The organism is Anabaena sphaerica FACHB-251 (assembly GCF_014696825.1).
Lineage (GTDB): Bacteria > Cyanobacteriota > Cyanobacteriia > Cyanobacteriales > Nostocaceae > RDYJ01.
The window spans coordinates 14,824-37,163 of record NZ_JACJQU010000007.1 but is presented as its reverse complement, the minus strand read 5'-3'; the positions used below and the strand labels follow the sequence as shown (position 1 = coordinate 37,163).

The following is a 22,340-nucleotide window of genomic DNA, read 5'->3' as shown; positions in this document are numbered from 1 at the left end:
GGTAAAAGCTTTCCATTGTCTAGGTTTTAGTTTTGGTTAATGTTCTAACGGCCTTGTCAACGGTTATCAATCTAAAATCCAAAATCTAAAATCTAAAATTGTTATGCTTCGCGTTTTGATTCTCGGTGGTACTGGTGATGCAGCAGAATTGACTGCAAGTATAAATAAAATTACCACAATTGAGGCGATCGCATCTTTAGCCGGTCGTACCCGTGAACCTGTTGCACCTGTTGGTAATGTTCGCGTTGGTGGTTTTGGTGGTGTAACTGGTTTAGTTGAATATTTACAACATCAAAAAATAGATGTGTTAATTGATGCCACTCATCCTTTTGCTAATCATATCTCTTGGAATGCGGCCGCAGCAGCAACAGAAACGGGTATTCCTAGATTATTAGTAAATCGTCCCCCTTGGGAACAACAACCGGATGATATTTGGATTGAAGTAGAAAATAATACAGAAGCAGCAGCAGCTTTAGAAAATCAAGCTTTAGAAAATCAAATAAAAAGGGTTTTTTTAACTATTGGTAGACAAGAAATATCTGCTTTTTCCCATTTACAGGAAATCTGGTTTTTAATGCGAATGATAGATCCACCAAATGCAGATGTGGTGATACCTCCTGGTTTAATGTTATTTGATAGAGGACCCTTTTCTTTAAAGGATGAAAGAGAAATTTTAACTAAATATAATATAGATACTATTGTGAGTAAAAACAGCGGTGGAAATGCCACATATCCTAAAATTATTGCAGCGCGAGAAATGGGAATAAAAGTGGTGATGGTGAAACGTCCACCTGTACCACCAGGAGAACAAGTTGCAGATGTGGAAAGTGCGGTAAAATGGTTGTTAGAAAAGTCGAGGATTTGAGAAATTGAATTGTTGTATAATAACAACATGAATAATATTTATCAAATGAAAATATGAAAAGTGGTGAAAGAATTGAATTTAGCTTTTGGGAAGCAGGATGTTTAATTTGGGTAGGTGCAAAAGATTTATGTGGACTTCCTTATCAGGAATTTTGTAATTTAATTTGGGGAAACGAACCCGAAAAAATAAAACCATTCATTCTGGAAAATCCAGCATTTTTAGCCATGAATCTTTATCAAGATGATGGTTATCGAGTGCGGGTAGTGATGGGAGAGTTAAACCCACAAGAAACAGAAGAATGGGTAGCAAGAGTGAGATGGAAATTAGACCTTTCTTGTGGTGCGATGGTGGTTTCAGGAATACTAGATGAAGATGAAGAGGAATTTCAAAATTTACCATCAGCAGAGGAAATAGAAGATGGTGATGGTTTACAATGTTATGTAGAAGTTCCACCGGGAATATATCAAATAGAAATATATAGTTATGCACCTGGAGATTTATCTACAGGTTGGGGACAAATTACCAATCCTAAATTATTTAGACCGCAACCAGGTATTGAACCAGAATCAATTAAAGATTATTTTTTGAGAACTCGTCAACCGGAAGAAATGACGGCTTGGATAGGTTATGAAATTACGGAAGATGAGAAAAAGAAAAGAGAATTTTATCAAGCTGCTGTAGAAGAAAATTATATTGATTTTATTATTAGATTATCTCCTGTAGTTGAGGATTTACCTGTACCTAAGTTGGAAGCTGATGGTGGTGTTGCGTGGGAGTTTAGAAAACCGGAAAAATGTCCTTTAGGTATTGTGGGGATGAAGGGGTAAATGAAAAATATTTTTTAGTTAACTTTTCTTTTTGAAACAGCATAATTGCAATTTCTCGCTTCATTTATTCTTTATTCATGCGAGTTTGTGGGATAATAGAAGATGTATTTAAACAGCAAAAACCCTCGATAAATTAACCGAAGGTTGATTAATTTTAGTTCACAAAAAAATAAACGCTTTTGTTTAAATTATAATTGATCCAATTGTCTTTTTAATATTTTTAAATCATCAGCGAAATCATCTGATTCCATTATCTTAATCTCCGATACTTCCTGTTCTTCAAAATTAGCAATATTATCTCGAAAAGTCTTAGCTTCAGCAACTTTATTAGACAAAGCAAATAAACTCAGCTTTAAACAATTCGATAAAATCATCTGTTCTTTGATAGCAACCTTTAAATTATTAACCTTAACAAAGAAAAACTTTTGACGTTTTAACGCCTCTGCTGCCAAATAATCATTACCTTTTTCAATAGCTAAATCAGTTCTATATTGCCATTTTTTAAACTCTGCGTCAGCTTCATTATACTTTTTTATATTAATTTTTTCTATAGACATAGCCGAAACAGTAGCTTCACGGGTGCTTGCTAATTCTTGTTCCATATCTTCAATAGCTAAATCTAAAATTTCTGCCAGAGTAATTCCTTGTGCAATTAAACTATTTAAAGTAGTAACACCAAAGTTATAACTCGAATCAATAGATACAGAATTTTCACCTTCAACTATAAATATTATTGCTTCATATAACTTAACTCCAGTCAACGCATTAGTAATACTGAGAGGAACAGTTGTTACATTCAAATCATTACCTTCTAATAATGAAAAATCTGTTGTAAATTCTTGATATTTAGGAACATTCATTTTAGTTTGAGAATAATTTATCTCAGATTTAATGAGTCTATTAAGGCGATGAAAAAGTTGACTCATAATTGTTTTTGTATTTGCTGAACATCAAAAATATGTTAATTCTAACAGCTAATCTATGAATAATCACTATCCTACATTTACTGAAGTGTTAGCACATAAATAAAATTATCACTATATAATTATTTTCTTTATTCTCTCCCCACCTCCGCGTCTCTGCGTGAAAAAAACCTCTTACCCAAATCAAAACACCCACATCACAACCCCTAACGGTAAGGTAATAAAAGCCATATTCCAGCAAAATAAACAAAATAAATGACATCCATAGACACCAACAAACACAAAAAAGCCAAAGCCCTCAAACCCGGAAGCGTGCGCCCCGCCAAAGAACTATGTAGCGAATGCGGACTATGCGACACCTACTATATCCACTACGTCAAAGAAGCGTGCGCCTTCATCACCCAAAGAATAGACGAACTAGAAACCAGCACCCATAACCGCCCCCGCAACCTAGAAGACGAAAATGAACTCTATTTTGGCGTACATCAAGAAATGATAGCCGCCCGCAAACAACAACCCATCGAAGGCGCACAATGGACAGGAATAGTCAGCACCATCGCCATAGCAATGCTTAACCGGGGTTTAGTTGAAGGAGTCGTCTGTGTACAAAACACCAAAGAAGACCGCTTTCAACCCATGCCCATCATCGCCCGCACCCCCGAAGAAATACTAGCAGCCAAAGTAAATAAACCTACCCTATCCCCTAACCTCTCCGTATTAGAAGAAATCGAAAAATCAGGAATGAAACGGTTATTAGTCATCGGAGTAGGATGTCAAATACAAGCATTACGCGCCGTCGAGAAAAAACTCGGACTAGAAAAACTCTATGTACTCGGAACACCCTGCGTAGATAACGTTACCCGCGCCGGACTGCAAAAATTCCTAGAAACCACCAGCAGATCCCCCGAAACAGTAGTTAGTTACGAATTTATGCAAGACTTCCGGGTACACTTCAAACACGAAGACGGATCAGAAGAAAAAGTACCCTTCTTTGGCTTAAAAACCAACGTATTAAAAGACATCTTTGCCCCATCATGTATGAGTTGCTTTGATTACGTCAACTCCCTCGCTGATATCGTCGTCGGGTATATGGGCGCACCCTACCCCTGGCAATGGATAGTGGTGAGAAATGATACCGGGAAAGAAATGTTAGAACTCGTCAAAGATCAACTAGACAACCAACCTGTGATATCAGAAGGCAACCGTAAACCCGCAGTACAACAGGGTATAAAAGCCTATGATGATGCGGTGACATTACCGATGTGGGTAGCGCAATTAATGGGAGTAGTGATAGATAAAATTGGACCCAAAGGTTTAGAATACGGAAGATTTTCCATAGATTCCCACTTTGCGAGAAATTATTTATACGTCAAGCGGAATCATCCAGAGAAATTAGAAGCTCATGTACCGGAGTTTGCCAAGCGGATCGTGGGACAGTATAAATTACCGGAATAATAGCTCACGCAAAGACGCAAAGGCGCAAAGGTAAGAAGTTTTTGTGTCTTTGGTGTGATTTTACAAGTTGTTGACAACGCGGGAGATTCCGTCTTTGATCAGGGATGCACCGAAGTTGATGAGTAAGCCAAGGCGTTTATCAGCCAGAACTAGATAAGTGAAGAGTTGCTTTTTGTGTACAGGATGTAGAGTTTCCACAGATTTGAGTTCAACAATGACCTTATTTTCAACAATCAAATCTGCTCGAAAACCATCCCCCAGATGTACACCGTCATAAATTACAGGTATAGCTTTTTCCGCTTCTATCTGTAATCCCCGCTTTTCTAACTCATATTTGAGAATTGCCTGATATGCAGATTCCAACAACCCAGGACCCAAGCTGGTGTGAATCTTGTAAGCAGCATCAACAACTTCCTTAGCGATTTCATTATCATTCATCTCCACTTCTTACCTTTGCGACTTTGCGCCTTTGCGTGAGCATTATTCCATAGACACAGTATAAAACTATTTTCTTCCTTTGCGACTTTGCGTCTTTGCGTGAGCTTTTATTAACCTTCTCCTACAGCCTCAATAGCAGCTTGTAACGCCAAAGATACATGAGTCCAATGCGTCCCACCTTGGCAATAAACTATATAAGGCTCTCTTAAAGGTCCATCGGCTGATAATTCCAAGGTACTCCCCTCGATAAATGTCCCCCCAGCCATGACTACTTGGCTTTCGTACCCTGGCATATCGTCGGGTATGGGGTCGAGATAAGAACCAATGGGTGAATACTGTTGGATGGCTTTACAGAAGGCGATTAGCTTTTTGGCTGAACCGAGTTTGATAGCTTGGATCACATCTCCTCTCGGTGCTAGGGGGGCGGGGTTAACTGGATATCCGAGTTTGTCAAATACGTATCCTGTCAGGTAGGTTCCTTTCATGGCTTCCCCTACCATCTGTGGTGCTAAAAATAAGCCTTGGAATAAAAGACGGTTTTGGTCGAAGGTCGCTCCTCCTGCACTACCAATACCAGGGGCGGTTAGTCTACAAGCTGCTGCTTCTACTAAGTCAGCACGTCCGGCTATATAACCACCTGCACTAACGACTGTTCCACCAGGATTTTTTATCAATGAACCTGCCATTAAGTCAGCACCTACATGGGTTGGTTCTTTGGTGTCAATAAATTCTCCGTAGCAGTTGTCTACAAAACAAACGGTGTTGGGATTTTGTTGTTTGACTATGTGGACGATTTTTTCAATTTCGGTTATGGATAGGCTAGGCCGCCATGAATATCCGCAGGAACGCTGAATGAGGACTAAACGGGTGTTTTCGGTGATTGCTATGCTTAAAGCTGGCCAATCTACTTTTCCTTCTTTGGTTAGTTCCAATTGGCGGTATTTTATGCCAAACTCAATAAGGGAACCTTGGTTATGCCCCCGCAAGCCAATTACCTCTTCCAATGTATCGTAGGGAGAACCGACTACTGCTAACATTTCATCCCCAGGACGGAGTACACCAAATAGCGCACAGGCGATCGCGTGAGTTCCCGAAACAATCTGCACTCGCACCACCGCAGCCTCGGCACCCATCACTTCGGCAAATACTTTGTCTAAAGTTTCTCTTCCTAAATCATCATGTCCATAACCACTTACACCTGCAAAATGGTGTGAGCCTACACGGTGATTACGAAAAGCATCGAGTACCCGTTTCAGATTATGCTTGACCTGAGCGTCAATTCCAGAAAAAATCTCTAATAGTGCCTGTTCTGCTTGCCGTAGCTTTTCTATGCTGTTCATTGTTTCCTCATTCAAAAAAATATAGATATGCGGATTTATGGCGCGTAGCGCCTAGCTACTCGAAAAATCGCGCAGATTAGGCTGAACAAATTTCTATTCAGGATACTGCATGACAATTGCTACTTCTAAACCTCAAATTAACTGGGTTAACACCCTATTTTTCGTTGCACTACACATCGGAGCTATGTTCGCTTTAGTTCCTAGTAACTTTAGCTGGAAAGCTGTCGGTGTTGCTTTATTTCTTTACTGGGTGACTGGCGGTTTAGGCATTACCCTGGGATATCACCGCCTTGTCACCCACCGCAGTTTTCAAACTCCCAAATGGTTGGAGTATGTCCTGGTTATTTTCGGGACATTATCCTGTGAAGGTGGACCTATTGAGTGGGTAGGTACACACCGTATCCATCATCTGCACTCAGATACAGAAAATGATCCCCATGATTCTAATAAAGGTTTCTGGTGGAGTCACATGGGCTGGATGATCCATTTCGCCCCCGCTCACGAACAAGTTCCTCGCTTTACGAAAGATATTTTTGATGACCCAGTTTATCAGTTTTTACAGAAAAATTTCATTTTCTTACAAATTGCCCTGGGCTTGGTACTGTTTTCCTTAGGTGGCTGGTCTTTTGTTGTTTGGGGAATTTTTGCTCGTATCATCTGGGTTTACCACTGTACTTGGTTAGTTAATAGTGCTACCCATAAGTTCGGCTATCGCACATATCCCGAATCTGGTGACAATTCCACTAATTGTTGGTGGGTGGCGATTCTGGTATTTGGTGAAGGCTGGCACAATAATCACCATGCTTTTCAGTATTCAGCCCGTCACGGCTTGGAATGGTGGGAAATTGATATGACTTGGATGACAATTCAATTACTCCAACTGCTAGGTCTAGCTACAAATGTCAAGCTGGCAGAGAAAAAAGCATAACGCATAATTTATCTTTAAAGTCAATAGTTTTATGTTCAAAATTTGGGCGCGAAACTATTGACTTTTTGTGTGCAACGACAGCAATTGAAAATTGTTTAAATTTTAAATTTTAAATTTTAATTTAAATTGCTGACTACCTACCCTAAGTTACTCTTAGGTTGCTATAATCTCAGACATTAATGTTACGTTACAAAACTTTGCTGCAAAATGCTTTTTAAAGTGACTTTGCATCACCTTTTGTTGTTTTTTAGGTATTCATGACTACATCAATCATCAAAAACCAGGAAACTTTCGTCTCCACAAGCCTTGGTAAAGACGAAATAAAACTAAAACATATTATCAAAAGTCTGCCCAAGGAATGTTTCCAAAAAAATAGCCGCAAAGCATGGACTACTGTAGTTCTCAGTTTGTCTATGGCTGCATTAGGCTATTATTTTATAGCAATTTCTCCCTGGTTTCTTCTACCTATAGCATGGATTTTCACAGGAACTGCTTTAACAGGATTTTTTGTTATAGGCCATGACTGCGGACATCGTTCTTTTGCCAAGCGTCGTTGGGTAAATGATGTGGTTGGTCATTTTTTCATGATGTTTTTAATTTATCCTTTTCACAGCTGGAGAATTAAACATAATCATCACCATAAACATACAAATAAACTAGATGAGGATAACGCATGGCATCCCATCAGACCTGAAGTTTTTGAAGCTTGGGATAAAACCAGACAGTCTGCATTTCAATTTTTTATGCAGAAGCGTTTGTGGTGGGTAGGTTCTATTGGACATTGGGCAGTTGTGCATTTTGATGCGCGGAAGTTCCAGAAAAAAGACCAAGCTAGTGTTAAACTTTCTGTGGCTGTAGTGGTAGCTTTTGCGGCTATTGTTTTCCCAACGTTGATTATTACAACTGGTGTTTGGGGCTTTATTAAGTTCTGGTTTATCCCCTGGATGGTTTACCATTTCTGGATGAGTACCTTCACTATTGTTCACCATACTCTTCCAGATGTTCCTTTTACAACTGCTGACAAATGGAACGAGGCTATGGCACAGTTATTTGGTACAGTTCATTGTGATTATCCTCGTTGGGTGGAAATTCTTTGTCACGATATTAACGTTCACGTTCCCCATCATATTTCTACCGCTATTCCTTCCTACAATTTGCGGTTAGCTTACGACAGCATCAAGGAAAATTGGCAACCATATCTCCATGAGGAATATAAGTTCTCTTGGAATTTAATGAAACAAATTACCAATGAATGTCAACTTTATAAAACTGACATTGGTTATACAACCTTTGACGAATATTACGCGCAGAAATAAAAGTCTCTAGCTAATAATTCGACAATTAGCAAAATGATTTAATTAATCAAAATTTATTAAATCATTTTAGTTTTCAATTTACAATGTTTGCGGTATTCAGTGAACATTGTCTACCCTAACTTGATTTTTTTTTAACATCACCAAATCCAGTGCAATTAGATACAGTTCAGTTCAACCAAAGTCCTAGCTTGGAATCATCTCAGGGTGAAGATAAACTTCCGTTTACTCTCCAAGATTTAAAAGCTGCTATTCCTGCTGAATGTTTTCAGCCTAGTGTGGCTAAATCACTCTATTACTTTTTCCGTGATGTTGTCATTGTCGCTGCTTTATATGCAGTTGCAAATTATCTAGATTCTTGGTATTTCTGGCCAATCTTCTGGGTATTGCAAGGAACAATGTTTTGGGCTTTATTTGTGGTTGGACATGACTGCGGACACCAATCTTTTTCTAAGCATAAATGGCTGAATGATTTGATTGGTCATCTCTCCCATACACCAATTCTTGTTCCTTATCACGGTTGGAGAATTAGCCACAGAACTCACCACAAAAATACTGGCAGTTTGGAAAATGATGAAAGCTGGTATCCTGTGTCTGAATCTGAATACAATAAAATGCCCCTATTACAAAAAATAGGGCGTTTCTATGTGTTCTTGTTGGCTTATCCGATTTATTTGTTTAAGCGTTCTCCTGGTAAGGAAGGTTCACATTTTGACCCCAGAAGTCCCCTTTTTAAACCTTCAGAAAAATGGGACATTATCACTAGCACTACCCTATGGATTAGTTTTGTGGGTTTGTTAGGTTTTCTCACCTATCAATGGGGTTGGATGTGGTTGCTAAAATACTACGCTGGTCCTTACATTGTATTTATCATTTGGTTGGATTTAGTAACTTATTTACATCACACTGAACAGGAATTACCTTGGTATCGTGGTGATAATTGGACTTTTTTAAAGGGTGCAATTTCTACGATTGATCGGGATTATGGCATTTTTAACCATATCCATCATGATATCGGTACTCATGTTGCCCATCACATCTTTTTGAATATGCCTCACTACAATTTGTTGAAGGCAACTGAGGCTATTAAACCAATTTTGGGCGATTATTACTACAAGTCTGAAGAACCCATCTGGAAGTCTTTATTGCATTCTGCTAAGGTTTGCCGTTTTGTCCCAGATGAGGGTGCTAAGGTTTATCACACTTATCATCATGAGAATGTGAAGTAATTCCTAGATGGTTTGAGATTCATAAAGTCCGCAAGTGCGGGCTTTTTTTTGTTTCTATTATTCCTCTTATCCTCTTGCTATTAAGTGCGAGGACGTTCAGGTATTTTTAAGTCATATAAAAATAAATGTAGAATTTCTAGTGGTGACATTGGGGAAGCATGAACCATCAAGTCATCATTACCTGGATGTAAATGAAATCGTTTTCCTTTATCCTCATTATTATGTTCTGGTAAGTTTAGGTCAAAACGTAAAAATTTTGTTGGGTTATCTTCTAAAAATCTGATTTCAAAGTTAAATGCAATAATTTCAGCAGGTTTAATATTTTCATTTACTAAAATTGCAAAATCAAACCAGCAACCATCACATCTTTCAAAATGAGGAGTTTCTTTAATGCGATTAAAGTTTCGCTGTCCTCCTGTAATTTCAATAATTCCTTTATCTTTAGATGGTGTAATTTTTAATAAATTATGAATTTGATGAAATTCTGTTTTTAAAAACTTATCATCACGGGCTGCTATTAAAGATTTGAGAATTTCCCCCCTAAGCATCTTTGCACTTTTTACTGTTAAGGGAGTTATTTTTAATATTCGTTCTTGGACATCCTCACAAATTTGCACCCAGTCACTTTTACTACTCAAATTAAATCCCCCCGTTCCAGTAAAACAAGCCATTCAGCATATTCAGGTTCAGGTGGTAAAGTTCCTATTTCAGCCATTTCAATTATTTGAGAGTCTGTTAAACCTGACCATTCTCTAAGTGCTGCTAGTCTTTCCTGAATTTCTTTAACACTGAGTAATTCTGTGTCTTTTAAAAATGAATATACCCTAGAACCGAGCCAACTAACAATATTTGGAGCATAAGAAAACATAGTTTTTGCTGATTCTGGTGATAAAATCAGAACTACTCCGCGTTTTCTCATCAGTGAACTTCGCATACAATCAAATTCATACCAATTATTTTTATCCCATTGTTCAAAGTTCCAAAGAATTAAATAATCTTCAGTTGCATTAATAATTGTTTCTACTAGAGTATTAGTTTCAGAATTTGCAGAAAAACATCCTACTTGACATTCTGCAAAAATGCTAAGTGTTTCTTGTAAATCATCTACTAATTGCTGACTATCTAAATTTGAAGTAATAAGTGCTGACCAAGTATTTCCGTTTGGTTGTGTTCCAATTCTCTGTAAAAATTCATCTATGGAAAGTGATGTAAGGAAATTCATCATTAAAAAATAAGCTGTTGGACATTTAAACTTGCTTCTATTATTTGTTCAATTACCGACTTAACAGATGGATGAACTGCGTAACGTATTTTGGGATTTCTATACTCAATAATTATTCTTCTTACCAGTAATCTCAATTCTTCATCAGTTCTGGGGATAAAAATTTCTGTCTTGATAATTTTCTCAATAATAATCAACTCTTGATCTGAAACTCCAAGCAATTGACTTCTACTAAAAGAATCAACTGCTTTTAATACATGGTTTTCTTTCACATTATTTTCACCTGATAAATATGTTTCCTCAATTGCGGCTTGTGTAAAGCTAATAAAGTCTCGTAAAACTCCACCAGAATAATGAATAAGTGCTTTAATTGCTGATTCTTCTATAAAATCTTCAGATAATCGAGTTTGAATAATTTTTTCAAAAAACTTATATGATTCAGAATCATTTTCTACATCAAAAAAAGGCTGATAGTAGAAGTAATCTAAAATCTTATCTACTGTATCACGATAGTCACCATAAATGGCAGTTAATGGACCTACTAATAATAGACCAATACCCATAGATGAAATAGCTTTTGCATCTGAATATAGAAGTTGGATAAAACTTTTGGCATAATCTAGTCTATCTAGTCCGTCGAATATTATAACTATATAACCACACTTATTTCTAGCTTCTTTAGCTAGTGTACTAACTACTTTCAGTAAATCTGTTTTTATACTAAATTGACCTGATATGGCTGGAATAATACCTTCGTGTTTTACCTTTTCTATTTTTTGTTTAGGAAGTTCAATTGGATCAAATAAAGTTCTATATTTTGTAATACGACTTTCTTCATAACCCAAGGCAAGCTTATGAATTAAGCTGATAGATTCCTTGATATTTACATCCTCACTATCTTTCATAAGATTAGCAAGTTCTAATCCAGCAATCGCAGTTAGAACACCACTTGTGATTTTAGAAATATCCGTATATTGACTAACATCTATATATATTGCATGAATATCTTCTATTTCATTAATTTGCTGACAAGCAACTAATAATTGAGTTGTTTTCCCAGATCCAATTCCTCCTAAAAGAAGATGTGAAGAAGACGGACGCAAAGCTATACGATTCGCAATATCATCTACAAGTAATTTTCCTGGTGCGTGTACATAATAACCACTTTCAATTGCTTCTGATGGATTTGCTGCACCCTCAAAAGCCGCCATTCTTTCCCGAAAAAGCTTTAGTCGATTAGACATATAATTTCAACTCTCTACAAATTTGTGTGTGATGTGAGAAATAGCTGAATATCTTTAATTATCATTATAAATATATAACAGTTTTATTCCTCACTCGTAACTTTTAAAACCGCCCATTCCCCTGGATAATATGCTTCACAGTCGTCAGGGTTTCCAAACTAATGAAGCCTCTGCGGTGTCCTTTTTGATTTGACATTCCCAAAAATACGGAATCTCCCCGTGAGGGGTTACGGGCAAAACGGGGGGAAGCATTGATATAAGTAGAGGCGCTATTGACTCCTAAAGCAAATTGACGACTTTCTTGGTAAGAGTCTGTAACTATGGAATCAGCATGACCGCTACTATATTGATTAATCCAAGCGATCGCACTTTCCAAACTATCTACTAATTTAAAAGCGACTGTTTTGGTTAAATAAGCTGTTCCCCATTCTCCATCTTTTGCTAGTTGTAATTGGGGAAAAGCTTCCACTAATTCTGCATCTGCTTTGAGTTCAAAGCCTTTTTCTTTTAAGCTATTCCACAGCACAGACAAGGAAGATGGTAAAGCTTGACGATGAATTAAAACTTTTTCAATGGCATTGACTGGATCTGGTTCGCTTTCATGGCTATCTAAAATCATCCAGCGGATCATCTCTAAACTGCCATTGAGAGACCAGTAAAGGTAACAATTACCCATTGCTGATTTTAAAACTGGACAGGTTGCTTGTCTTACCACCTGCTGGATTAAGCTAGAACGTCCGTAGGGAATGACTAAACTTAAATACTGGTCTTGAGTGACTAAATCGCGTACAGAAGTACCATGTTCAGATGTAACTAGTTCTACACAGCCTGCTGGTAAACCAACGTCGGTAATGGCTGTTTGCAGGACTTCGGCGATCGCTGCATTAGAATGACTGGCTTCTGTACTGCCTTTGAGAATCACAGTATTACCAGTTTTCAGACAAAAACCAGCAGCGATCGCCCCTAGTTCTGGGAAAGCTTCATAAATAAATCCAATCGCTCCCAAGGGCATTAACTGGGTATAACTTTGGGAGTCTTCCTGTTGATAATCGGCATTTCTCACCCGTCGCAGCGGATCGGATAATTCCCCCAAGCGTTGGAGAATATCAACTGTATTCTCTAACCTAGAGGGAGTTAGTTTCAGCCAGTCCAAAATTAATTCTGGTACTGCCATTTCTCGACTGGCTTCTAGATCCAGGGTATTGGCTTCGAGAATGTCGTCAAATGAGCGTTCGAGCGCCCGTGCCATTGCCAGGACAGCGCGACTCCGGTCTGCCCCTTTGGTAGTCCCTAATTTCAAGGAGGCTTGATAAGCGCGTTTGGCGCTGTTCATGGGTTCGGGACAATCATCAAAAACTTCAACAGTCATTAAGTTAACGTCTGTAGGTAAGCCAGACCATAATTGCTGGCAGAATAGCTAATAGCACCGCCACTATTGCCCAAGCAATAATACTCGAACCATTTGCCAGGCGTAATGCTAATGGTAGCCATATAATCACTAGCACGAAAATAATGCCCAACGCTATCGGCAGATAATTTTCTCCCAATCGGGGTTGGATCACATTCCAACTATTGCCTGTCCAGCGCCAAGCCCGCTTATAGGGATAAGTAGTGGAAAGTTGCTCCAGTACATATCCATTATCTTCAACAACGAATATTTGCTGACAGCGATCGCAGCCAAATGCGTCTGTCAGGGTGATAGGAATTAACCGCCCCCGACGACGACAAGGACAAGTATAATCCGTATTTAAGTCTATTTTTTCAGGTTTTTGAGATGGCACAAACAGTTTAAATAACTTGAGCGTGTTTTTGTTAATAGTTCTGGGTGGGAATACCAAAAATTGCTTCTTGGATGATCTGTTTCCACAAGTCAGCTTAGTTCGGTGACTCTCAGCTTTCATCGTGGCCAACATTCCCACAATTAGCACTAGTTCTAGTATATTTCTGCCAGCATTGTAGCCGCTATTATCAATTAGACAAAATGCCCAACTGAATATACAGCAGCAGTCAGCGGTCAGCTTTAAACCCAGCCGTGAATTAACCCTGATACAAATTTTAGGTCTGGAAATTCAAAAACGATTTCACAGACCTGATCACAATGTTTGATATTATTTAGATGTAACTTTCAGAGCGGGTAACGCGATTCGAACGCGCGACATCAACCTTGGCAAGGTTGCGCTCTACCACTGAGCTATACCCGCAATCTCAACTTAATATTAGTTTCTCAAATTTATTTTGGTTTGTCAACCCCTGAATTGATTTTTTTTGGGAATAGGCAGGGAGCAGGGAGCAGGGATAGAGGGAGGTTAATAACCCAATCACCAGTCCCCAGTCCCCAGTCCCCAATCACTAAACTACTTCTGACTCCACAGGATTTTGTAGTGATGCTGGTAAAGATTGGGCATTAAGAGCATAAGGTTCTGCTAGGTTAGAGCGTAACTGACGCATCAAACTGGCCATTTCTATGGCGTTCATGGCATAATCCCAGCCGTGATTACTTTTAATCCCTGCTCTTTCCAATGCTTGCTGCATGGTATCTGTAGTCAAAATGCCAAAAATCACAGGTACACCAGTTTGAAAGCTGGCAGCAGCAATACCTTTAGCTACTTCAGCAGATACATAATCAAAATGGGGTGTTTGCCCTTTAATTACCGCACCTAAGCAAATTATGGCATCATAGCGATGGGAGAGTGCTAACTGGCGAGCTACCGTAGGAACTTCAAAACTGCCTGGAACCCATACATAGTCTACTTGATTGCCTTGAGGGTCAGGATTTATACCGTGACGCTTTAGACAATCTTGACATCCTTCTAAAAGCTTGACGGTAACTAGGTCATTGAATCGACCTATTACCAGCGCAAACTTTAAAGGCTCTGTTTGAGTAAATGTTCCCTCAAAAACTGCCATGACTGCCTCTTAAATTAACTATAACTTCTCAGCCAATACACTTTTCTGTGTTGAATACAGAAGAGCAGGAAAGCAGTTCAGGAAAAAGGCACTTTGACCTGTTTACTTTAGCTTTTCTGCTCTTTTGCTATTTATGCTATGCGCTTTTGCCTGTCCGCATTGGTAAGTTACACCACAAAAAAGTTTAATAAACCCACTAAAAGCACTAAGGCAATCCAAACACCAGAACCAACCCAAAGCAGCTTTTTAGATTCAACCCAGTTTTGAGGAGTTGCGTAAGCAACAGGAACACCAACAACTAGGACGAAGGACATCAGAACTAGAGATACTAAAGCAAATTGGAATACTATGGTCATTTTTACTTTTCCCAACACAGCGAAATCGTAACTTTCCCCCAGACTGTCGCGGTATGATGGACAGACTAGGTTGCTCAGTGACCCCTGTGAACTACTCACTTGGTCTTCTGAACAATTAATATTTTAAAGCTGCTTTGTAACAGTTGATCAATTATCAATCAGGGAACAGGAAACGGGGAACAGGGAACAGGGAACAGGGAACAGGGAACAGGGAACAGGGAATAGGAAACGGGGAACAGGGAACAGGGAACAGGGAACAGGGTGTAGATAATTGAATTATTTATTCTTCCCAGTCACCAGTCACCAATCACCAGTCACCAATTTATGGATATAATTCTTTGTCACACAACTGCTGATTTTGACGCTTTAGGGGCGGCTGTGGGATTAACTTGTCTCAAGCCGGGAAGTAAGATTGTGTTAACTGGGGGAGCGCATCCACCTGTGAGGGATTTTTTGGCTCTGTATCGGGATGAATATTCGCTGATTGAAAGGCGTGCTGTCAATCCTGAAAAAATCCGTTCTTTGATGGTGGTGGATACTCAACAGCGCGATCGCTTGGGTAAAGCTGCTGAATGGTTCGATTTACCCAATGTTCAAGAAATTGTAGTTTATGACCATCATCTTGGACAAGATAGCGATATTCCCACTACGCAATTATATGTTGATCGGGTGGGTGCTACTACAACTTTAATGGTGGAAGAACTGCAAAAACGTGGTATTTCCCTCACTTCTGCTCAAGCAACGGTGATGGCTTTGGGGATTCATGTTGATACTGGTTCTTTAACTTATGACCAGTCTACGTCTAGAGATGCTTTAGCTTTAGCTTGGTTGATGCAGCAAGGGGCAAGTTTATCTGTAATTTCAACATACCGTGATCCTGGTTTATCTCCCCAGTTGCAACAATTATTAACTCAGGCGCTGGAAAATTTACAATATCTTTGTCTGCGGGGATATACGATTGGTTGGATTACGCTGAAAACAGATGAGTTTGTACCAGGGTTATCAGGTTTAGCATCAGAACTGGTTGAGTTAACAGAAATTGATGCCATACTTTTGGCACATGAATATCCTTTGGATGATGGTGAATTTCGGTTAACGGTGATTGGTAGATCCAAAATTCCCCATACAAATCTTAATCTCTTATTTCAACTTTTTGACGGTGGTGGACATTCCCAAGCCGCATCTTTAAATATTCGCACCACTGACTCACAAGCAATCTTACAACAACTCTTAGAAAGCTTAAAATCCCAAATTCCCCATCCTCCCACAGCGAGAGATTTAATGTCTTCTCCTGTGCGTACTATTCGACCAGAAACCACTATCGCAGAAGCTCAAAGAATTTTACTACGTTACGGACATTCTGGTTTATCTGTTGTTAATAATCAAGATAAATTAGTTGGTATTATCTCCCGACGTGATTTAGATATTGCTTTACATCACGGTTTCAGTCATGCACCAGTCAAAGGTTACATGACAACTAATTTAAAGACAATTACACCAGATACTACCTTACCACAAATTGAGTCTTTGATGGTAATTTATGACATTGGACGTTTACCAGTATTAGAAAACGAAAATCTCGTTGGTATTGTCACTCGCACCGACGTTTTAAGGGAATTACATCAAGCGGATGCGGTCGATGAAGCAACAAAAAAAGATCGAGAAATTAAGATTAATCTGCCACAATTACAAACTAAATTAAATCCTCAACTTTGGCAATTACTAAATATAGCATCTCAAGAAGCAGAAAAACGAGGTTGGCATCTTTATTTAGTAGGTGGTGCAGTCCGGGATTTACTGTTAGCAGAAGACCAAACTGGCACATTAATGATTAATGATATTGATTTAGTAGTTGATGGTTTCCATAAAGCAGCAGATGTGGGTGCAGGAGTGGAACTAGCAAAAGCACTACAGCAAATTTATCAAAATGCCCGTTTAGAAATTCATGGTGCATTTCAAACTGCTGCTTTATTGTGGCATAAAGACCCAGAGTTAGATTCATTATGGGTAGATATTGCCACTTCTAGAACTGAATTTTACCCTTATCCAGCAGCAAATCCTGAAGTTGAAGCGAGTTCAATTCGTCAAGATTTATATAGAAGAGATTTTACTATTAATGCAATGGCATTAAGGTTAACATCTCCTCGGAGTGGTGAATTATTAGATTTTTTTGGTGGTTTATTGGATTTAAAAGCAAAGCAGATCAGGGTTTTACACGCTAACAGTTTTATTGAAGATCCTACTCGAATTTATCGCGGAGTTCGGTTTGCTGTGAGGTTTGGATTTGAAATAGAACAGAGAACAGAAGAGTATATTCGCTATGCTATAAATAGCGGAGTTTATGACAGAACAACTCAAGAAAATACCAAAACTCCCGCTTTGCAAACTCGTTTAAAAACAGAAATAAAACATATTCTCGAAGCACCGTATTGGCAATCAGCTTTACATTTATTAGATAATTTAGGTGCGTTACAGTGTATCCATCCTAGCCTAAAATTAGATGGAGACATTTTACGAAAATTACATTTATTAGAAATTTGTTTGCGAAGATTTGACAAACAAAAAAGTTTAAATCATTGGCAAATTCGGTTAGAGCTATTAATTACTCACTTAGAACCGAAATATCGAGCAAAGATAGCTAAAAATCTGCAATTATCTGATGATAGTATTGCTAGATTAAATAAATTAATTGAAACGCAAACAACAGTAATAACATCATTGCCAAATTGTAAATCACCTAGTCAAATTGTCCAATTGTTGCGAAAGTATGATTTACCGACTTTGATTTTAATTGCTTTGCAAAGTCAGCGAAAAATTAAGCGTAAGATTTGGCATTTTTTAACCTATTTGGCAAACATACAACCTTTATTAAATGGGAATGATTTAAAACAACTGGGTTATCAACCTAGTCCCTTATATAAGCAAATTCTGGATGATTTATTGACTGCTACTTTAGATGGTTTAATTAAGGATGAAGCTGAGGCACGAGAATTTTTAGCCAAGCATTATCCTCGTTAATTTTAACATTGTCATCATCAGGATGTGGATTTTGTCAGAATCAGGATGTCCAAGATTTTAGGATTTTCAGGATGTTGATGTTACTATTAGTAATTTGTATTTAAAAAAATGCTGTCACCTGTTCCCGGTTCCCCCCTATCACCTGATGCTTACAAATACAACCTTAACAACCAACCAAAAATTAATCAATTACTATCCTGTAAATTGTTTAATCCTGGTTATCCTGATGCAGACAAATTCTATTTTTTAAAACGTTTGCAGAGCGTGGCATTAGGCATACCGCAGAGGACGCAGAGGACACAGAGAAAATTTACTTCCTGTCAATCCTTTAATCCTGGAAATTTTGATAATGAGGTAAAAAATCATCTGCGTTTATCTGCGTTTAATTTTTGTTATTTAATCCGGTAAATCCTTTAATCCTGGACATCCTGATTCTGACAATTTAATTATATTACCTAATTTAAATTGAATAAAAAAGTACCCGATATCTAAAATTATAGATTGTAATAAATATTTGCGCGTATATTCATAATTGTTTAGATTTCGTTCCTCCTCAACCAGATGAGTATCCCAGGGTATATGATCTAAAATTATACAAATTAAAAATCAGCCAAGTACGGATAAACTCCTGAATGATAGTCAACACCTGATGCTAAATGCAAGTTATAATTTTCTTGCGGAGCAACTTTACAAAAATTTATGAGTAATCCCCTTGTGCAAGCCTTTTTTGTAGGCAGAGCAGTAGCTGAAGTAATTAATGAGCGTGTAGAAATCGCCTTGACCGATGCTTTGAGTGAACTGGGTAAATTTGATGCTGAAGCCAGAGAGCAGCTACACCAGTTTACAGAAGAAGTGATAGCACGAGCTAATCGGGCAGCTGAATCCGCCGAAACTGGCACCACTACAGGTAGTAGTGCATCTGGCTCAGGTTCAACAGACTTACAGGCGGAAATAGATGAATTACGGGCTGAAATAGCCTTATTGCGAACTGAACTCCAAAAATATCGCAGTACGTCAAAATAGAGGTGACAGGTGACAGGTGACAGTGAACAGGCAAGAGACAAGAGACAAGAAACAAGAGACAAGCGTTTTTGAATTTTGAATTCATTTCTTCCCAGTCCCTAGTCCCTAGTCCCCAGTCCCCAGTCCCCAATCCTCTTTAATCAAAAACATTTAGGAAACAGAGTGTCTGTTTTTACTGGTGATTCGGTGAATACCCAACGGTACAAAAAAAATATGGAACAAGGTTATTCAGATAAGGCTTACCGTTGGAATCGGGAAAAATACTCTAGCAAACGCCGCTATGTGGATATTTGGTCTTTTGTTTTGACCTTAATGTTCAAACTTTGGCGGTATAATAAAGCTTGGAGTTACCCTGGTGGTGTAACAGAAGCCAAACAAGCTGCTAGACGTAAAGCTCAAGCAATCTGGATTAGAAATACCTTTTTAGATTTGGGACCGACTTTTATTAAAGTTGGGCAGTTGTTTTCTACCCGTGCGGATATATTTCCTAGTGAATATGTAGAGGAACTATCTAAGTTACAAGATAGAGTGCCAGCATTTAGCTATGAGCAAGTAGAAACGATTATTGAGCAAGAATTAGGTAAAAAAATTCCTGAACTATTCCACAGTTTTGAACCTGTTCCCCTTGCTGCTGCTAGTTTGGGACAAGTACACAAAGCTGTTTTACATTCTGGAGAATCAGTAGTTGTCAAGGTGCAACGTCCGGGACTCAAGAAGCTATTTGAAATAGATTTACAAATTCTCAAGGGTATTGCTCGTTACTTTCAAAACCATCCCCGGTGGGGAAAGGGAAGAGATTGGATGGGCATTTATGAAGAATGTTGTCGCATTCTTTGGGAAGAAATTGATTACTTGGGTGAAGGGCGCAATGCTGATACTTTTCGCCGCAATTTCCGCGCTTACGACTGGGTGAAAGTACCCAGGGTTTACTGGCGTTATACTACCTCTAGGGTAATTAGTTTGGAATATGTACCGGGGATTAAAGTTAGTCAGTATGAGGCTCTAGAGGCGGCAGGTGTGGATCGAAAAGCGATCGCTCGTTACGGCGCTCAAGCTTACTTACACCAGTTATTAAATAATGGTTTCTTCCACGCTGACCCCCACCCTGGTAATCTAGCCGTTAGCCCCGATGGTGCTTTGATTTTCTACGATTTCGGGATGATGGGAACGATTAAATCCAATGTCCGAGAAGGTTTGATGGCAACTCTGTTTGGTATCGCCCAAAAAGATGGCGATCGCGTGGTTCAGTCTCTGATCGATTTGGGAGCGATCGCTCCCGTAGATGACATGGGACCTGTGCGGCGTTCCGTCCAGTATATGCTGGACAATTTCATGGATAAACCCTTTGAAAACCAATCAGTTGCCGCTATCAGTGAAGACCTGTATGAAATAGCTTACAATCAACCATTTAGATTTCCCGCAACTTTCACTTTTGTGATGCGGGCTTTTTCTACCCTGGAGGGGGTAGGTAAGGGCTTAGATCCAGAATTTAATTTTATGGAAGTTGCCCAGCCTTATGCAATGGAACTTATGACTAATAGTAGTGGTCCAGAGGGGAATAGCTTCTTGAATGAATTAAGTCGTCAAGCAGTACAAGTAAGTAGCACTGCTTTAGGTTTACCACGTCGATTAGAAGATACTCTAGATAAGTTAGAGCGCGGTGATATTCGTCTACGGGTTCGTTCTGTAGAAACAGAACGGCTGTTAAGACGACAGAGTAATATTCAGATGGGAATGAGTTATGCTTTGATAATCAGTGCTTTTACTGTTTCAGCTACCATTCTCCTGGTTAATCATTATGTATGGTTAGCCGCAATAGCTGGTTTAATTGCTGCCGGAGTCTCATTCATACTTCTCCGGCTAATTTCACGCCTTGACCGTTATGATCATAAGTATTAATTATTGCCAACAAAATTTATGAAACTTAACTTCACGGGTTCTACTGATCCGGGACTTATTCGTTCTAATAATCAAGATGCTTACTATATAGACCCTGAAGGGCGATTTTTTATAGTTGCTGACGGTATGGGTGGTCATGCAGGAGGAGAGGAAGCAAGTCGCATTGCTACCCAAGAAATTAAGGCTTATTTATCGGCAAATTGGCAATCTTCCCAACCCGCACCAGAATTATTAGAACAAGCTTTATGGGCAGCTAATAAAGCCATTTTGCAGGATCAGCAAAATCATCCCCAACGTGCTGATATGGGGACAACGGTTGTAGCCGTGGTTTTCCGTTCTCCAGAACCACCTTTGTGCGCTCATGTCGGAGATTCACGACTATACCGGTTGAGAGAATCCCAACTCGAGCAAATTACAGAAGATCATACTTGGATAGCCAGAGCCATCAAAATAGGCGATCTCTCAGCCCAGGAAGCCAGGTTACATCCCTATCGTCATGTTTTATCACGCTGTTTGGGACGTGAAGACTTGCATCATGTTGATGTACAACCACTAGATATAAAATCTGGCGATCGCTTGCTTTTATGTAGCGATGGACTGACCGAAGAACTCGTTGAGCAAAAGATTAAAAGCTGCCTCGAAGATTTTTCTGTCCTGGATAAAGCAGCCTTCTCTCTAATTGAAGCCGCAAAAGAGCAAGGTGGACACGACAACATCACAGTCGTCCTGGTCGCTGTGGAAGAAAATTCTTAATCTTAATTTGGTCATTAGTCAGGGAACAGGGAATAGGCAAAAGGCAAGAGGCAAAAGTTCTTTACGTCGCTGTAGTGTTCTCTGTTTTCGCTACGCTCAAATACAATCAAACTACGCAACTCAACTCACTCGCAATTCATCTCAACACTTCCCTATCGGTTAGGTGTGAGACTTTTTGCTGTTTCAGGTAAATATACTCAGCATTTTGTTCAATTTGAGCATTTTTCCTGTTCGCAAATTGCTAAAAATATCTTTAAGCCTCTCAATTCACCTGATGAGGCTCAATTTTCATAATCTAGGAAACTGATATTTTGTACCGCTCATCCTTGCCAGTCCCAACTGCAAGGATAGAAATAAAGCCCAAACAGGATCTACTGTAAAACACCTTCATTTTTCCATAAGTCTATTTACCCAAAATATACCTTGGTAAACCGGGGTCGTATACCAGTAGGTTTAAATGCAAGATACAGAAGCAGAAAAATTAACCAGAAGGCACTGGGCAATCTGTCAAACAATTGTTATCTTTCTTAATACGGAGGAACATACAAATGTTCATGACAGATATAATCCCAAGTATTACCTCCTTGGCTTTTCTGTCAC

General features: G+C 38.9%; 20 protein-coding genes and 1 tRNA gene. 10 read left to right on the top strand and 11 right to left on the bottom strand.

All coding sequences use genetic code 11. The features are described 5' to 3' along the window. Window positions 1-103 precede the first annotated feature (103 nt). Both H6G06_RS13885 and H6G06_RS13880 read left to right on the top strand, forming a co-directional pair. Window positions 104-865 (top strand): cobalt-precorrin-6A reductase, encoded by a 762-nt coding sequence (locus H6G06_RS13885; protein ID WP_190561039.1) that lies wholly within the window; start codon window positions 104-106, stop codon window positions 863-865. 53 nt (window positions 866-918) lie between these two features. Continuing rightward, window positions 919-1,692 carry a hypothetical protein gene (locus tag H6G06_RS13880; RefSeq protein ID WP_190561037.1) on the top strand — a complete coding sequence of 258 codons (774 nt, stop codon included), beginning with the start codon at window positions 919-921 and terminating at the stop codon, window positions 1,690-1,692. 188 nt (window positions 1,693-1,880) lie between these two features. On the opposite strand, the gene H6G06_RS13875 is transcribed toward H6G06_RS13880, so the two are convergent. Next, the gene (locus H6G06_RS13875; protein ID WP_190561035.1) at window positions 1,881-2,618 is read right to left on the bottom strand and encodes a PspA/IM30 family protein; all 738 of its coding nucleotides are present in this window, start codon (window positions 2,616-2,618) and stop codon (window positions 1,881-1,883) included. A 252-nt stretch (window positions 2,619-2,870) separates the two neighbouring features. Between H6G06_RS13875 and H6G06_RS13870 the strand changes: the two genes are divergently transcribed. Beyond that, window positions 2,871-4,070, top strand: coding sequence for a Coenzyme F420 hydrogenase/dehydrogenase, beta subunit C-terminal domain (locus tag H6G06_RS13870; RefSeq protein ID WP_190561033.1), 1,200 nt, complete (start codon window positions 2,871-2,873; stop codon window positions 4,068-4,070). A gap of 60 nt (window positions 4,071-4,130) precedes the next feature. Here the strand turns inward: H6G06_RS13870 and H6G06_RS13865 are convergent, their stop codons facing one another. Both H6G06_RS13865 and H6G06_RS13860 read right to left on the bottom strand, forming a co-directional pair. Further along, entirely contained in the window at window positions 4,131-4,508 is a 378-nt protein-coding gene (locus H6G06_RS13865; protein WP_190561031.1) for a GxxExxY protein, read from the bottom strand. Between the two features lie 110 nt (window positions 4,509-4,618). Continuing rightward, on the bottom strand, window positions 4,619-5,848 hold the full coding sequence (locus H6G06_RS13860; RefSeq protein ID WP_190561029.1) for a methionine gamma-lyase family protein: 1,230 nt from the start codon (window positions 5,846-5,848) through the stop codon (window positions 4,619-4,621). A 109-nt stretch (window positions 5,849-5,957) separates the two neighbouring features. Here H6G06_RS13860 and H6G06_RS13855 point away from each other — a divergent pair, with 109 nt between their 5' ends. The 3 genes from H6G06_RS13855 to H6G06_RS13845 all read left to right on the top strand — a co-directional run bounded on the left by H6G06_RS13855 (window position 5,958) and on the right by H6G06_RS13845 (window position 9,318). Then, a complete protein-coding gene (locus H6G06_RS13855) occupies window positions 5,958-6,776 on the top strand; it encodes an acyl-CoA desaturase (RefSeq protein ID WP_190561028.1) in 819 nt (272 codons plus the stop codon). 257 nt (window positions 6,777-7,033) lie between these two features. Then, on the top strand, window positions 7,034-8,092 hold the full coding sequence (locus H6G06_RS13850) for a fatty acid desaturase (protein WP_190561027.1): 1,059 nt from the start codon (window positions 7,034-7,036) through the stop codon (window positions 8,090-8,092). A gap of 149 nt (window positions 8,093-8,241) precedes the next feature. Then, window positions 8,242-9,318, top strand: a complete 1,077-nt coding sequence (locus H6G06_RS13845) for a fatty acid desaturase (RefSeq protein WP_190561026.1) — start codon at window positions 8,242-8,244, stop codon at window positions 9,316-9,318. An 80-nt stretch (window positions 9,319-9,398) separates the two neighbouring features. On the opposite strand, the gene H6G06_RS13840 is transcribed toward H6G06_RS13845, so the two are convergent. From H6G06_RS13840 to psbZ, 8 genes are all read right to left on the bottom strand, one after another. Beyond that, window positions 9,399-9,956: a hypothetical protein gene (locus H6G06_RS13840; protein WP_190561024.1), complete on the bottom strand. Its 558-nt coding sequence runs from the start codon at window positions 9,954-9,956 to the stop codon at window positions 9,399-9,401. Beyond that, complete coding sequence (locus H6G06_RS13835; RefSeq protein ID WP_190561022.1) at window positions 9,953-10,543, bottom strand: ABC transporter permease; 591 nt, start codon at window positions 10,541-10,543, stop codon at window positions 9,953-9,955. Before H6G06_RS13835 ends, H6G06_RS13840 begins: the two co-directional genes overlap by 4 nt. After that, window positions 10,543-11,784, bottom strand: a complete 1,242-nt coding sequence (locus tag H6G06_RS13830; protein ID WP_190561020.1) for a hypothetical protein — start codon at window positions 11,782-11,784, stop codon at window positions 10,543-10,545. Before H6G06_RS13830 ends, H6G06_RS13835 begins: the two co-directional genes overlap by 1 nt. A 103-nt stretch (window positions 11,785-11,887) precedes the next feature. Then, window positions 11,888-13,153, bottom strand: coding sequence for a glutamate-5-semialdehyde dehydrogenase (locus tag H6G06_RS13825; protein ID WP_190561018.1), 1,266 nt, complete (start codon window positions 13,151-13,153; stop codon window positions 11,888-11,890). A 4-nt stretch (window positions 13,154-13,157) separates the two neighbouring features. After that, window positions 13,158-13,565 carry a hypothetical protein gene (locus H6G06_RS13820; RefSeq protein WP_190561016.1) on the bottom strand — a complete coding sequence of 136 codons (408 nt, stop codon included), beginning with the start codon at window positions 13,563-13,565 and terminating at the stop codon, window positions 13,158-13,160. 348 nt (window positions 13,566-13,913) lie between these two features. After that, window positions 13,914-13,985, bottom strand: a tRNA-Gly gene (locus H6G06_RS13815). A 148-nt stretch (window positions 13,986-14,133) separates the two neighbouring features. After that, on the bottom strand, window positions 14,134-14,691 hold the full coding sequence (gene ribH / locus H6G06_RS13810; protein ID WP_190561014.1) for a 6,7-dimethyl-8-ribityllumazine synthase: 558 nt from the start codon (window positions 14,689-14,691) through the stop codon (window positions 14,134-14,136). A gap of 167 nt (window positions 14,692-14,858) precedes the next feature. Beyond that, a complete protein-coding gene (gene psbZ / locus H6G06_RS13805; RefSeq protein WP_190561012.1) occupies window positions 14,859-15,047 on the bottom strand; it encodes a photosystem II reaction center protein PsbZ in 189 nt (62 codons plus the stop codon). Window positions 15,048-15,371: 324 nt separating this feature from the next. On the opposite strand from psbZ, the gene H6G06_RS13800 reads away from it, so the two are divergent. The 4 genes from H6G06_RS13800 to H6G06_RS13785 all read left to right on the top strand — a co-directional run bounded on the left by H6G06_RS13800 (window position 15,372) and on the right by H6G06_RS13785 (window position 21,740). Next, window positions 15,372-18,065 carry a CBS domain-containing protein gene (locus H6G06_RS13800; RefSeq protein ID WP_190561010.1) on the top strand — a complete coding sequence of 898 codons (2,694 nt, stop codon included), beginning with the start codon at window positions 15,372-15,374 and terminating at the stop codon, window positions 18,063-18,065. Window positions 18,066-18,764: 699 nt separating this feature from the next. Then, window positions 18,765-19,088, top strand: coding sequence for a DUF6825 family protein (locus H6G06_RS13795; RefSeq protein ID WP_190560999.1), 324 nt, complete (start codon window positions 18,765-18,767; stop codon window positions 19,086-19,088). 213 nt (window positions 19,089-19,301) lie between these two features. Then, window positions 19,302-20,987: an ABC1 kinase family protein gene (locus tag H6G06_RS13790; RefSeq protein ID WP_190561357.1), complete on the top strand. Its 1,686-nt coding sequence runs from the start codon at window positions 19,302-19,304 to the stop codon at window positions 20,985-20,987. A gap of 18 nt (window positions 20,988-21,005) precedes the next feature. Continuing rightward, complete coding sequence (locus H6G06_RS13785) at window positions 21,006-21,740, top strand: Stp1/IreP family PP2C-type Ser/Thr phosphatase (protein ID WP_190560997.1); 735 nt, start codon at window positions 21,006-21,008, stop codon at window positions 21,738-21,740. Window positions 21,741-22,340: the final 600 nt, after the last annotated feature.

Coding starts and splice junctions, on each gene's coding strand:
- H6G06_RS13885 (WP_190561039.1), top strand. CDS start 104: ATGCTTCGCGTTTTGATTCTCGGTGGTACTGGTGATGCAGCAGAATTG.
- H6G06_RS13880 (WP_190561037.1), top strand. CDS start 919: ATGAAAAGTGGTGAAAGAATTGAATTTAGCTTTTGGGAAGCAGGATGT.
- H6G06_RS13875 (WP_190561035.1), bottom strand. CDS start 2,618: ATGAGTCAACTTTTTCATCGCCTTAATAGACTCATTAAATCTGAGATA.
- H6G06_RS13870 (WP_190561033.1), top strand. CDS start 2,871: ATGACATCCATAGACACCAACAAACACAAAAAAGCCAAAGCCCTCAAA.
- H6G06_RS13865 (WP_190561031.1), bottom strand. CDS start 4,508: ATGAATGATAATGAAATCGCTAAGGAAGTTGTTGATGCTGCTTACAAG.
- H6G06_RS13860 (WP_190561029.1), bottom strand. CDS start 5,848: ATGAACAGCATAGAAAAGCTACGGCAAGCAGAACAGGCACTATTAGAG.
- H6G06_RS13855 (WP_190561028.1), top strand. CDS start 5,958: ATGACAATTGCTACTTCTAAACCTCAAATTAACTGGGTTAACACCCTA.
- H6G06_RS13850 (WP_190561027.1), top strand. CDS start 7,034: ATGACTACATCAATCATCAAAAACCAGGAAACTTTCGTCTCCACAAGC.
- H6G06_RS13835 (WP_190561022.1), bottom strand. CDS start 10,543: ATGATGAATTTCCTTACATCACTTTCCATAGATGAATTTTTACAGAGA.
- H6G06_RS13830 (WP_190561020.1), bottom strand. CDS start 11,784: ATGTCTAATCGACTAAAGCTTTTTCGGGAAAGAATGGCGGCTTTTGAG.
- H6G06_RS13825 (WP_190561018.1), bottom strand. CDS start 13,153: ATGACTGTTGAAGTTTTTGATGATTGTCCCGAACCCATGAACAGCGCC.
- ribH (WP_190561014.1), bottom strand. CDS start 14,691: ATGGCAGTTTTTGAGGGAACATTTACTCAAACAGAGCCTTTAAAGTTT.
- psbZ (WP_190561012.1), bottom strand. CDS start 15,047: ATGACCATAGTATTCCAATTTGCTTTAGTATCTCTAGTTCTGATGTCC.
- H6G06_RS13800 (WP_190561010.1), top strand. CDS start 15,372: ATGGATATAATTCTTTGTCACACAACTGCTGATTTTGACGCTTTAGGG.
- H6G06_RS13795 (WP_190560999.1), top strand. CDS start 18,765: ATGAGTAATCCCCTTGTGCAAGCCTTTTTTGTAGGCAGAGCAGTAGCT.
- H6G06_RS13790 (WP_190561357.1), top strand. CDS start 19,302: ATGGAACAAGGTTATTCAGATAAGGCTTACCGTTGGAATCGGGAAAAA.
- H6G06_RS13785 (WP_190560997.1), top strand. CDS start 21,006: ATGAAACTTAACTTCACGGGTTCTACTGATCCGGGACTTATTCGTTCT.